Source organism: Streptomyces sp. NPDC006624, assembly GCF_040611555.1.
In the GTDB taxonomy this organism is placed as follows: Bacteria; Actinomycetota; Actinomycetes; order Streptomycetales; family Streptomycetaceae; genus Streptomyces.
Genome location: NZ_JBEXOM010000004.1, coordinates 383,590 through 397,625, shown reverse-complemented (window position 1 = coordinate 397,625; position 14,036 = coordinate 383,590). Strand labels below are relative to the sequence as shown.

Here is a 14,036-nt window from a genome sequence, read left to right as displayed (position 1 = left end):
GTCGAGCGCGATGACGAATCAGCACCAGTCCGAATCGATCGGGACGCGCCGTGCACAGAGCGAGGCGATCGCGGTCGTCGGCCTTTCCTGCCGTCTCCCCGGAGCAGGAAATCCCGAGGCGTTCTGGGAACTGCTCAGCACCGGCACCTGCGCCGTCACCGAGGTCCCGGCCGACCGCCGGCGGTCCGCGACCGGACCCAACCCGCCCGAGGACAGCACCCCCGGGCTGCGGCACGGCGGCTTCCTGGACCGCGTCGACACCTTCGACGCCGCCTTCTTCGGCATAGCCCCCCGCGAGGCGCGCGTCATGGACCCGCAGCAGCGCCTCGTGCTCGAACTGGCCTGGGAGGCGCTGGAGAACGCCGGGATCGTCCCGGCCACCCTGCGCGGCAGCCGCACCGCCGTCTTCGTCGGCACCCTGCGCGACGACTACGCCGCGCTGCTCTACCAGCACGGCGCCCGGGCCGTCACCCAGCACACCATGACCGGCGTCAACCGCGGCGTGATCGCCAACCGGGTCTCCTACCACCTCGGCCTGCGCGGCCCCAGCCTCACCGTCGACTCGGCGCAGTCCTCCTCGCTCGTCGCCGTGCACCTGGCCTGCGAGTCGCTGCGCACCGGCGAGTCCGACGCCGCGCTCGTCGCCGGCGTCAACCTCAACATCCTCGCCGAGGCCGGAGTCGCCGGGGAGCGCTTCGGCGGACTCTCCCCGGACGGCACGACTTACACCTTCGACGCCCGCGCCAACGGTTTCGTACGCGGCGAGGGCGGCGGCGCCGTCGTCCTCAAGCCGCTGTCCCGGGCCCTCGCGGACGGCGACGACGTCCTCGGCGTGATCCACGCCAGCGCCGTCAACAACGACGGCGCGACCCCCGGGCTGACCGTGCCCGGCCAGGAGACCCAGGAACGGGTCCTGCGCGAGGCGTACGACCGCGGCGGCCTGGACCCCGACGCCGTCCAGTACGTCGAACTGCACGGCACCGGCACGCCGGTCGGCGACCCGATCGAGGCCGCCGCGCTGGGCGCGGTGCTCGGCACGGCCCGTTCCGGCGCCGGTCCGCTGCGCGTCGGGTCCGTGAAGACCAACGTCGGCCACCTGGAGGGGGCCGCGGGCATCGTCGGCCTGATCAAGACCCTGCTGGCGCTGCGCCACCGCCGCCTGCCCGCCAGCCTGAACTTCGACACCCCGAACCCGGCGATCCCGCTGACCGAACTCGGCCTGGAGGTGCAGCGCGAGACCGGGGACTGGCCCGCCCCCGACCGGCCGCTGATCGCCGGCGTCTCCTCGTTCGGCATGGGCGGCACCAACGCCCACGTGGTGCTCGGGGAGGCCCCGGCCACACGGGCACCCGTCGGGGCTCCGGGCCACGAGGGTGCCACGCTGCCCTGGGTGGAGTCGGCGTCCGCCGGTGCGGGTGTGGGGGGTGCCTCGGCGTCTGCCGGTGTGGGTGTGCGGGGTGCCTCGGCGTCTGCCGGTGCGGGTACGGGGACGGCCTCGTCGCCCGCCGGTTCCGAGGCGGGCGATGCCGTGCCGTCACGGGGCGCGGCTCCGGAAGCGGGCGGCGGCGTTGCGCAGTTCCCGGCACCGGCCCGCCCCGGAGCGGGGGGCACCTCGCCGTCCCCGGCGCCCAACGGCCCGGAGGCGGGGAGCACCGCCCCCTCCCCGGCGCCCTCGGCGCCCGGCGTCCTGCTGCCCTGGGTCGTCTCCGGCCGCGGCGGCGCCGCCCTCGCCGCGCAGGCCGAGCGGCTGCACGCCGCCGTGACCGCCGAGCCCCGGCCCCGCCCCGAGGACATCGGCCGTTCCCTGGCCACCACCCGCACGGTCTTCGACCACCGGGCCGTCGTCCTCGCCGACGACCACGACGGCATGGTCGCCGGCCTGACCGCCCTGGCCGCGGGCCGGACCGCCGCGCAGGTCGTCACGGGCGCCGCCCGCCCCGGCACGACGGCCTTCCTGTTCACCGGGCAGGGCGCCCAGCGCCCCGGCATGGGACGCGAACTGCGCGACGCCTTCCCGGTGTTCCGCAGCGCCTTCGACGAGGTGTGCCGGGCCTTCGCCCCGCTGCTCGACCGGCCCCTCGCCGAGGTGGTCGACTCCGGGACCGGCCTGGACGACACCGCCTGGACCCAGCCCGCGCTGTTCGCCGTCGAGGTCGCCCTGTACCGCCTGGTCGCCTCCTGGGGCGTCACCCCCGCCCACGTGGCCGGGCACTCGATCGGCGAGATCGCCGCCGCCCACGTCGCCGGGGTGCTGTCCCTGGACGACGCGGCCCGGCTCGTCGCCGCCCGGGGCCGCCTCATGCAGGACCTGCCGGCCGGCGGCGCCATGATCGCCGTCGAGGCCGCCGAGGACGAGGTGCTGCCGCTGATCGCCGGGCAGGACGGGCCGGTGGCCGTCGCCGCCGTCAACGGGCCGCGCTCCGTGGTGCTCTCCGGCGCCCTGGACAACGTCACGGCCGTCGCCGAACAGCTCGCCGTGCAGGGCCGCAAGACCCGCCGCCTCACCGTCAGCCACGCCTTCCACTCCCCGCTGATGGACCCGATGCTGGAGCCCTTCCGCACGGTGGTGGAGGAACTGGCCTTCCACGAGCCGCGCATCCCGGCCGTGTCCACGGTCACCGGCGCCGCCGTGGCACCGGGTCAGTGGACCTCGCCCGACTACTGGGTCGACCAGGTGCGCCACCCGGTGCGCTTCCTCGACGCCGTACGCGCCCTGGAGGACCGGGGCGCCGCCACCCTGCTGGAGCTGGGCCCCGACGGCGTCCTGACCGCGCTGGCCGCCGCGAGCACCGAGGACACCGGCGCCACCGCCCCCGTCGCCACGCTGCGCGCGGGTCGCGCCGAGGTCCGCTCCCTGCTCACCGGCGTGGCCACCGCGTTCGTCCGCGGCACCCCCGTCGACTGGGCGGCCCTCCACGCCGGCGGCCCCGGCCGCCGCGTCCCGCTGCCCACCTACGCGTTCCAGCGCGAGCGCCACTGGATCGACGGCCCCGCCGCCCCCGCCGCGCAGACGCCCCCGGCCCCGCCGGCCGCCGAGGCCACCGCCCCCGCGCCCGCCCCGGCCCACGACGCCACCGCCCTCGTGCTGGAGCACGTCGCCGCCGTCCTGGAGCACACCGACACCGGGCGCGTCGACCCGCACGCGGCCTTCAAGGACCTCGGCTTCGACTCCCTGATGACGGTGGAACTGCGCGACGCCCTCGCCGCCGCCACCGGCCTGAAGCTGCCCAGCGGCCTGCTGTTCGACCACCCCACCCCGGCCGCCCTCATCGCCCACCTCGGCACGCTCCTCACCGGCCCGGACGCCGCCGACGCCGCCGAGGACCGCGCCGCCCTCTCCACCGACGCGGCGCACGAACCCATCGCCATCGTCGGCATGGCCTGCCGCTACCCGGGCGGTGTCACCTCCCCCGAGGAGCTGTGGCAGCTCGTCGCCGACGGCCGGGACGCCATCTCCGGTTTCCCCGGCGACCGCGGCTGGGACGCCGGCCTGTACGACGCCGACCCCACGCACGGAGGCCACAGCACGGTCCGCGAGGGCGGGTTCCTGCACGACGCCGCCCTGTTCGACAACGACTTCTTCGGCATCTCGCCCCGCGAGGCCCTCGCCATGGACCCGCAGCAGCGCCTGCTGCTGGAGACCGCCTGGGAGGCCGTCGAGCGGGCCGGGCTGGACGCCGCCGCCCTCAAGGGCAGCCGTACCGGCGTGTTCGTGGGCGCCACCACCCTGGACTACGGGCCCCGCATGCACGAGGCCCCCGACACCGTCGAGGGACACCTCCTCACCGGTACGACACCGAGCGTCATGTCCGGGCGCATCGCCTACCAGCTCGGGCTGCTCGGCCCGGCCGTCACCGTCGACACGGCCTGCTCGTCCTCGCTGGTCGCCCTGCACATGGCGATCCGCTCGCTGCGCAGCGGCGAGACCAACCTGGCCCTCGCGGGCGGCGCGACCGTCATGTCGTCGCCCGGCATGTTCGTGGAGTTCTCCCGCCAGCGCGGCCTGGCCGCCGACGGCCGCTCCAAGTCCTTCGCCGCGTCCGCCGACGGCACCTCCTGGGCGGAGGGGGTCGGCCTCCTCGTCGTCGAGCGACTGTCCGACGCCCTGCGCAACGGGCACCGCGTCCTGGCGGTCGTACGGGGCAGCGCCGTCAACCAGGACGGCACGGGCAACGGCCTGACCGCCCCGGTCGGCCCCTCCCAGCAGCGGGTCATCCGCGACGCCCTGGCCGACGCCCGTCTCGCGCCCGCCGAGGTGGACGCGGTGGAGGCGCACGGTACGGGCACGCGGCTGGGCGACCCGATCGAGGCGCAGGCGCTGCTCGCGACGTACGGCCAGGGCCGTGAACGGCCGTTGTTGCTGGGGTCGTTGAAGTCGAATATCGGGCATGCGCAGGCGGCTGCCGGTGTGGGTGGTGTGATCAAGATGGTGGAGGCGATGCGGCACGGTGTGCTGCCGCGGACGTTGCATGTGGACGAGCCGTCGCCGTTCGTGGAGTGGGACACGGGTGCGGTCGAGTTGCTGACCGAGGCGCGGGAGTGGCCGGCGCGGGAGGACGCGCCGCGCCGCGCGGGTGTCTCGTCGTTCGGTATCAGCGGGACGAACGCCCATGTGGTGATCGAGGAGTTCACGGCGCCCGCGGAGGAGGTCGTGGACCGTCCGGAGCCGTCGGGGCCGGTGCCGTTCGTGGTGTCCGCGCGGGACGAGCAGGCCCTGCGCGCCCAGGCCCGGCGCCTGCACGACCTCGTCGAAAACGGCACCCACCCCGCCGACCTCGGCGCCTCCCTCGCCGTCACCCGCACCGCCCTGCCCCGGCGCGCCGTGGTCACCGCCACGGACACCCCCGCGCTCCTCGCCGGGCTCACCGCTCTGGCCCGGGGCGAGGAGAGCGCCCAGGTCGTCACCGGCAGCGCCGCCGGCGCGGGCCGCACCGCCTTCCTGTTCACCGGGCAGGGCGCCCAGCGCGCCGGCATGGGCCGCGAACTGTACGCCGCCTCCCCGGTGTTCGCGGCGGCCCTCGACGAGGTGTGCGCCGCCCTCGACGAGCACCTCGAAGTGCCGCTGCGCACGGTGATGTTCGCCGACGCGGACAGCGAGCACGGCCGGCTGCTGCACCGCACCGCCTACACCCAGCCCGCCCTGTTCGCCGTCGAGGTCGCCCTGTTCCGGTTCCTCGCCCACCACGGCACCACTCCGGACCTCCTCGCCGGGCACTCCATCGGCGAACTCGCCGCGGCCCATGCGGCGGGCGTGCTGACCCTCGCCGACGCGGCCCGCCTGGTCGCCGCCCGGGGCCGGCTCATGGAGGCGGCTCGGCCGGGCGGCGCCATGATCGCCGTCGAGGCCACCGAGGCGGAGATCGGCCCGGAACTGGAGAAGCTGACGGGCCGCGTCGCCCTCGCCGCGCTCAACGCCCCCGACTCCCTGGTGATCTCGGGCGACGAGGACGCCGCCGAGGAACTGGCGGCGCGGTGGCGCGCCCGGGGCCGCCGCACCCGCCGGCTCCAGGTCAGCCACGCCTTCCACTCGCCGCACATGGACGACGTCCTGGACGAGTTCCGGGCCGTCGCCGCGAGCCTCACCTTCCACGCGCCGCGCATCCCGATCGTCTCCACGGTCACCGGCGAACTCGCCGCCCCCGACGAACTGACCTCCCCCGACCACTGGGCACAGCAGATCCGCAGGCCCGTACGGTTCGTGGACGCCGCCCGGGCCCTGCACCGGCACGGCGCCACCGTGTTCGTCGAGACCGGCCCCGACGCCGTGCTCGCCCCGCTGACCCGCACCGCGCTGGCCGACACGGACGCGGACGCGGTCGCCGTCCCGCTGCTGCGCGCCGGGCGCCCCGAGGCCGAGACGTTCCTCGCCGGGGTCGCCGCGGCCTGGGCGGCCGGTGCCCCGCTCGCGGCCGAGAGCTTCCACCCCGGCGGCCGCCTCGTCGACCTGCCCACGTACCCCTTCCAGCGGGAGCGCTACTGGCTGGCGCCCGAACGGCCGCTCGACGCCCGGGGTCTTGGCCTCGACCCGGCCGGGCACCCGCTGCTGCACGCCTCGGTGGAACTGGCCGGCAGCGACGGCCTGGTGCTCACCGGGCGCCTCGCCGCAGCCGACCAGCCCTGGCTCGCCGACCACACCGTCGCCGGCACCGTCCTCGTGCCCGCCACCGCGTTCCTGGAACTGGCCCTGACCGCGGCGGGCCGCCTCGGCATCGACCAGATCGACGAACTGACCCTGGAAGCCCCGCTGGAGCTGCCCGCGCAGGACGCGGTACGCGTCCAGATCACCGTCGGCGCCCCGGACTCCTCCGGCAGCCGGCCCGTCGAGATCCACGCCTGCCCGGACAGCGGCGGGACGGACGCCGAGCGGGTGTGGACCCGCCACGCCTCCGGCACCCTCGGCGGCACCCCCTCGTCCGGGCCCGACCTGCGGCAGTGGCCGCCCGCCGGCGCCGACGAGATGCCGCTGGACGACGCCTACGCACGCCTCACCGCCCTCGGCTACGCGTACGGCCCGGCCTTCCAGGGCCTGACCCGCCTGTGGCGCACTCCCGACGCGCTGTACGCCGAGGTCGCCCTGCCCGAGGCGCACCGGCGGGACGCCGGCCGGTTCGGGCTGCACCCCGCCCTGTTCGACGCGCTCCTGCACCCGGTGGTGCTGCACGCCGCCGGGGACGGCACCGCCGCGGACACCATCCGGCTGCCGTTCGCCTGGTCCGGCGCGTCCCTGCACGCCGGCGGCGCCGACACCCTGCGCGTACGGATCGAGCCCGGCGAGCCCGGCACCTACGCCCTGCACGCGGCGGACGCCGTCGGCGCACCCGTGATGAGCGTGGAGTCCCTCGCCCTGCGCCCGGTCGCCAAGGACCGGCTCCGCTCCGCACCACGGCTCCACGACTCCCTGTACGCCGTGGAGTGGACGCCGGTCACGGCGCCCGAGGGCGACGCCCCGCACGTCGTGGAGGTGTCCGACCCGACGCAGGCGGACCCCGCGGCCGACGTGGTGCTCGTCCGCGCCCCCGCCGGTGACGGGCACGGCGACGTGGCGGCCCACGCCCACCGGACCGCGGAGACGTTCCTGCGGCTCGTGCGGGACTTCCTCGCCGACGAGCGCACGACCGCCGCCCGGCTCGCCGTGCTCACCCGGGGCGCCCTGGCCGCCTCACCCGGCGACCTGGTCCCGGAGCCGGCCCAGGCGACCCTGTGGGGCCTGCTGCGCTCCGTGCAGTCCGAGCATCCGGACCGTGTCGTCCTGATCGACGCCGACGCCGACGCCGACGCCGACGCGACCACCGACGACCGGATCCTGACCGCCGCCCTCACCTCCGGTGAGGCGCAGGTGGCGGTGCGGTCGGGCGGCTTGGTGGTGCCGAGGCTGCGGCGGGCCGCGCCGAGTGAGGGCGGTGCGGTGTCGTGGGGCTCGGGCCCGGTGCTGGTGACGGGCGGCACCGGTGGTCTGGGCGCCGTGGTGGCCCGGCATCTGGTGGTGGAGCACGGGGTGCGGTCGCTGGTGCTGGTCAGCCGGCGTGGCGAGAGCGCGCCCGGTGCGGGGGAGCTGCGGTCGGAGCTGGAGGGGCTGGGTGCCTCGGTGACGGTGGCGGCGTGTGATGTGTCGGACCGGTCGTCGCTGGCCGAACTGCTGGCCGAAGTGAGTGAGTTGTCGGGTGTGGTGCACACGGCGGGTGTGCTGGACGACGTGACGGTGGAGGGCCTGACCGCCGAGCGGTTGCACTCCGTGTTGCGTCCGAAGGTGGACGCGGCGTGGCATCTGCACGAGTTGACCCGGGACATGGATCTGAAGGCGTTCGTCCTGTACTCGTCGGTGTCGGGTCTGCTGGGGACGGCGGGTCAGGCGAACTATGCGGCGGGCAACGCGTTCCTGGACGCGCTGGCGGCGCATCGCCGGGCCGCCGGGCTGACCGCGACCTCCCTCGCCTGGGGCCTGTGGGACGGCACCCACGGCATGGGCGGCACCCTCGGCGACGCCGACCTGGCCCGCTGGACGCGCCAGGGCATCAGGACCCTCACCCCCGAGCAGGCCCTGGCCCTCTTCGACGCCGCCCTGGCCGGGGACGACGCGCTGCGCGTCCCCGTGGTCTTCGACCCGAGGGCGCTGCGCCCGGACTCCTCGCCCCTGCTGCGCGACCTGGTCCCGGCCTCCCGCTCCCGGCGCACGGCCGCCCGCGCGGCCGACGCGGACGCCGAGGGCACCACCTGGGCGCAGCGGATCGCCGCCCTGCCGCAGGAGCGGCGCCGCGACAGCGTCCTCGACCTCGTCCGCGGCATCGTGGCCGGCGTCCTCGGCCACACCGACCCGCAACGCCTCGACCCCAAACGCGCCTTCAAGGACAGCGGCTTCGACTCCCTCGCCGGCGTCGAACTGCGCAACCGCCTGAACAAGGCCACCGGACTGCGGCTGTCCGCCACCGTCGTCTTCGACCACCCCACGCCCGACGCGGTCGCCGACCACCTGCTCACCAGGATCGCCGAGACCGCGGCCCCGGCGGCGGCCCCCACCGCGCGGCCCGCCGGCGGCCACGACGAACCCATCGCGATCGTGGGCATGGCCTGCCGCTACCCGGGCGGTGTGTCCTCGCCCGACGACCTGTGGCGCCTGGTCTCCGAGGGCGGCGACGCCATCAGCGAGTTCCCCGGCAACCGCGGCTGGGACCTGGACGGCCTCTACGACCCGGAACCCGCGCACACCGGCACCTCCTACGTCCGGCACGGCGGCTTCCTGCACGACGCCGACCGGTTCGACCCCGCCTTCTTCGGCATCCCGCCCCGCGAGGCGACCGCCATGGACCCGCAGCACCGGCTGCTGCTGGAAACGGCCTGGGAGGCCTTCGAGCACGCCGGCATCGACCCCACCGCCCTGCACGGCTCCGACACCGGCGTGTTCACCGGAGCCATGTACGACGACTACGCCTCCCGCCTCGCGGCGAGTCCCGAGGAGTACGAGGGCTTCCTGCTCGCGGGCAACCTCTCCAGCGTCGTCTCGGGCCGGCTCTCCTACACCTACGGCTTCGAGGGCCCGGCCGTCACCGTCGACACCGCCTGCTCGTCCTCGCTGGTCGCCCTGCACCTCGCGGCGAACGCGCTGCGCAACGGCGAGTGCTCGCTCGCCCTCGCCGGCGGCGTGACCGTCATGGCCGGGCCGCACGTCTTCGTCGAGTTCTCCCGCCAGCGCGGCCTGTCGCCCGACGGCCGGTGCAAGTCCTTCGCCGCGGCGGCCGACGGTGTGGCCTGGTCGGAGGGCGTGGGCCTGCTGGTGGTGGAGCGGCTGTCCGACGCGCTGCGCAACGGGCACCGGGTGCTGGCCGTCGTACGGGGCAGCGCCGTGAACCAGGACGGTGCCTCGAACGGTCTGACGGCACCGAACGGCCCGTCGCAGGAGCGGGTCATCCGCCAGGCGCTCGCCTCGGCGGGTCTGTCCCCTGCGGAGGTGGACGCGGTGGAGGCGCACGGTACGGGCACGCGGCTCGGTGACCCGATCGAGGCGCAGGCGCTGCTCGCGACGTACGGCCAGGGCCGTGAACGGCCGCTGCTGCTGGGGTCGCTGAAGTCGAACATCGGGCACGCCCAGGCGGCCGCCGGTGTGGGCGGTGTGATCAAGATGGTGGAGGCGATGCGGCACGGTGTGCTGCCGCGGACGCTGCACGTGGACGAGCCGTCGCCGTTCGTGGAGTGGGACACGGGTGCGGTCGAGTTGCTGACCGAGGCGCGGGAGTGGACCGCGCGGGAGGACGCGCCGCGCCGCGCGGGTGTCTCGTCGTTCGGTATCAGCGGGACGAACGCCCATGTGGTGATCGAGGAGTTCACGGCGCCCGCGGAGGAGGTCGTGGACCGTCCGGAGCCGTCGGGGCCGGTGCCGTTCGTGGTGTCCGCGCGCGACGAGCAGGCCCTGCGCGCCCAGGCCCGGCGCCTGCACGACCACCTCGGCCACCACCCCGAGCAGTCCCTCACCGACCTCGGCTGGTCCCTCGGCACCCGGCGCGCCCGGCACAGCCGCGGAGCCGTGGTCGTCGCCCGGCACCGGGCCGAACTGCTCGACGGACTGGCCGCACTGAGCCGTGGCGAGACCACCCCGGCGGCCCAGCGCACCGCCGCGACCCCACGCGGCAGGACCGCCTTCCTGCTGACCGGGCAGGGCGCCCAGCGCCTCGGCATGGGCCGCGAACTGTACGCCGCCTCCCCGGTGTTCGCGGCGGCCCTCGACGAGGTGTGCGGGCACCTGGACCCCGAGCTCATGCGCCCGCTGAAGTCGGTGCTCTTCGCCACCGAGGACAGCGCGGACGCCGCGCTGCTCGATCAGACGGCCTTCACACAGACCGCCCTGTTCGCCCTGGAGACCGCACTGTTCCGGCTCGCCGAACACCACGGCCTCGTACCGGACTTCCTGCTCGGCCATTCGGTCGGCGAGGTCACCGCCGCCCACCTCGCGGGCGTGCTCGACCTGCCCGACGCCTGCGTCCTCGTCGCCGAACGCGGCCGGCTGATGCAGGCCGCGCGCGAGGGCGGCGCCATGGCGGCCGTCGAGGCAGGCGAGGACGCCGTACGCGCCGCGCTCGCCCCGTACGGCGACCGGGTCGCGGTCGCCGGCGTCAACGGGCCGCGCGCCACGGTCATCTCCGGCGACGCCGACGCCGTCGACGACCTCACCGCGCGCTTCAAGGCGGAGGGCGCGCGGGTCAAGCGCCTCCCCGTCAGCCACGCCTTCCACTCGCCGCACATGGACGAGGTCCTGGACGAGTTCCGCGCGATCGCCGCCGACCTCACCTTCCACGCACCGCGCATCCCGATCGTCTCCAACGTCACCGGCGAACTGGCCACGGCCGAGGACCTCGCCTCGCCCGACTACTGGGCCCGCCACATCCGCGAGGCCGTCCGCTTCCTCGACGGAGTGCGCCTCCTGGAGGCACGCGGCGTCACCGAGTGGCTGGAACTCGGCCCCGACGGGGTGCTCAGCGCCCTGGTCGCCGAGTCCCTGGAGCAGCCCCCCGGGGTGGTGGCCCCGGTCCTGCGCAGGGGCCGTCCCGAGCCGGAGGTGTTCGCCGCCGCCCTCGGACAGTCGGCCGTACGAGGCGCCGAGGTGCACTGGGACACCGTCTTCCCCGGGGCACACCCGGCCGCCCTGCCGCTCTACGCCTTCCAGCGGCAGCGCTACTGGCTCGACGCGCCCACCACCGTCACCGACGCCGCCGGCTTCGGACTCGAGGCGGCCGACCACCCGCTCCTGGGCGCCGCCGTACCCCTGGCCGACCGTGACGAACACGTCCTCACCGGCCGTCTGGCACGCGGCACACACCCCTGGCTGACGGAGCACACCGTCGCCGGCACCGTGCTCGTGCCCGGCACCGCGCTGCTCGAACTCGCCCTCAGGGCAGGCGAACAGCTCGGCGTCACCACGGTCGAGGAACTCACCCTGGCGGCCCCGCTGGTGCTGCCCGAACGCGGCGGCGTGCACCTCCAGGTGTCCGTCGGCACCGAGGACACCGACGCGACCCGCCCGGTACGCATCCACGCCCGGCCGCACGGCGACCCCGGCCACGACGGGACCTGGACCCTCCACGCCTACGGCACCCTGAGCGCAGCCTCCGGCACCCCCGGCGAGCAGCTCACGGTCTGGCCCCCCGCCGGAGCCCGAGAGATCGACCTCACCGGCGCCTACGAGCGCCTCACCGAGCAGGGCTACGGCTACGGGCCCGCGTTCCGCAACCTGCGCCGGCTGTGGACGGCCGGGGACGACCTCTGCGCCGAGGTCGCCCTCGACGACGACCAGCGCACCGAGGCACGCCGGTTCACCCTCCACCCGGCACTGCTCGACGCCGCCCTCCACCCGCTGCTGCCCGGAGTCGCCCGGGACGAGGGCCGGCCGCTGCTGCCGTTCTCCTGGGCCGGGGTGAACGCGACCGCCACCGGCGCGTCCGTGCTGCGGGTCCGGCTCGCCGGAGCAGCGGCACCCGAGGCCGCGAACGGCGGCTCCACGACCGTCGCCCTCGTGGTGGCCGACGGGTCGGGCACACCGGTCGCCTCCGTGGCCGAACTGACCCTGCGCCCGCTGTCCGCCGACACGCTGCGGGCCGCGGACACCGCCACCGCCGACGGCCTGCTGCGGGTCGAGTGGATCCGTCCGGACGCCACGGACGCCACGGCCGACCTCTCCACCTGGGCGGTCGTGGGCGACCCGTCCGGCCTCGGACTGCCGGACGGCACGGTCCGCTCCCACGCCGGACTCGGCGAACTGGCCCGTGCCGTCGACGGGGGCGCACCCGTGCCCGCGACCGTCCTCGCCCCCCACTTCTCCGCGCCCGCCGGCGGCCGGGTGCCGGACACCGCACGGGAAGCGGCACACCAGACGCTCCTCCAGGTGCAGGAGTGGCTCGCGGACGACCGGTTCGCGGACAGCCGCCTCGTGGTCGTGACCCGGGGCGCCGTGGCCACCGCCGCCGACGAGGACGTCACCGACCTGACGCACGCCCCGCTGTGGGGCCTGCTGCGCACGGCGCAGAGCGAGAGCCCGGGCCGAATCCAGCTCCTGGACCTCGACGCCACCGACGCCCCCGCCCTCACCGCCGCCGTCGCCTGTGGTGAGGCACAGGTGGCGGTGCGGTCGGGCGGGCTGGTGGTGCCGAGGCTGCGGCGGGCGGTACCGGGTGACGGCGGAGCCGTCTCCTGGGGCTCGGGCCCCGTTCTGGTGACGGGCGGGACCGGCGGCCTGGGCGCCATCGCCGCCCGGCATCTGGTGGTGGAGCACGGGGTGCGGTCGCTGGTGCTGGTGAGCCGGCGTGGCGAGAGCGCGCCCGGTGCGGGGGAGCTGCGGTCGGAGCTGGAGGGGCTGGGTGCCTCGGTGACGGTGGCGGCATGTGATGTGTCGGACCGGTCGTCGCTGGCCGAACTGCTGGCCGAAGTGAGTGAGTTGTCGGGTGTGGTGCATACGGCGGGTGTGCTGGACGACGTGACGGTGGAGGGGCTGACCGCCGAGCGGTTGCACTCCGTGTTGCGTCCGAAGGTGGACGCGGCGTGGCATCTGCACGAGTTGACCCGGGACATGGAGTTGAAGGCGTTCGTCCTGTACTCGTCGGTGTCGGGTCTGCTGGGGACGGCGGGTCAGGCGAACTATGCGGCGGGCAACGCGTTCCTGGACGCGCTGGCGGCGCATCGCCGGGCCGCCGGACTGCCCGCGACCTCCCTCGCCTGGGGCCTGTGGGAGGAGACCAGCACCATCACCGGCCACCTCGCCGAAGCGGACCTGCGCCGCCTGGCCCGCACCGGCCTGCTGCCGCTGGCCACCGACGACGCCATGGCCCTCTTCGACGCCGCCCCGGCCACCGGCGAGAGCGTCCTCGCCGTCACCCGGCTCGACACCCGGGCGATACGCGCCCTGGGCGACGCGGTGCCGCCCCTCCTCTCCGGGCTCGTCCGCGGCACCGGCGCCCGCCGACCCGCCGCCGGGGACGACACCGCCGCCGGCCGCCCCGAGGGGCAGGGCCTCGCCGAGCGCCTCGCGGCCCTCTCCGCGACCGAGCGGGAGCGGACGCTGGTGGATCTCGTCCGCGGCCGGGTCGCCGCCGTCCTCGGGCACGCCGACCACACGGCGATCGACGCCGACCGGCCGGTGCAGGAACTCGGCTTCGACTCCCTGACCGCTGTCGAGCTGCGCAACCACCTCGCCGCCGAGACGGGACTGCGGCTGCCGACCACCCTGGTCTTCGACCAGCCCACACCCAGGGCGCTCGCCACGTACCTGGGCGACCGGCTCACCGTCGAGGAGACCGCGCCCGAGGAGCCGGTGCTCGCGGAACTGGCCCGGCTGGAGGCCGCCATCGAGGCGGCCGCCGCCGACACCGCCGCCCACGGCCGGATCACCGCCCGCCTGCGGGAACTCCTCGACGCCGCCGACAACGCCGCCGGTACCGCCGGCCAGGACCGGGACGACGACCTGGAGTCGGCCACCGACGAGGAGCTGTTCGCCCTCGTCGACGAACTGAACTGAGCGCCACCGCCCACGACCGACCACACCGACCACCACACGACAC

At 75.7% G+C, this 14,036-nt stretch carries 1 protein-coding gene; it reads left to right on the top strand.

Annotated elements, in window-relative coordinates:
• Nucleotides 1-10 precede the first annotated feature (10 nt).
• On the top strand, nucleotides 11-13,993 hold the full coding sequence (locus ABZY20_RS10490) for an SDR family NAD(P)-dependent oxidoreductase (RefSeq protein ID WP_356439476.1): 13,983 nt from the start codon (nucleotides 11-13) through the stop codon (nucleotides 13,991-13,993).
• Nucleotides 13,994-14,036: the final 43 nt, after the last annotated feature.

Bases quoted from the DNA above. Each gene is read 5' to 3' on its own strand.
- ABZY20_RS10490 (WP_356439476.1), top strand. From the start codon at position 11: ATGACGAATCAGCACCAGTCCGAATCGATCGGGACGCGCCGTGCACAG.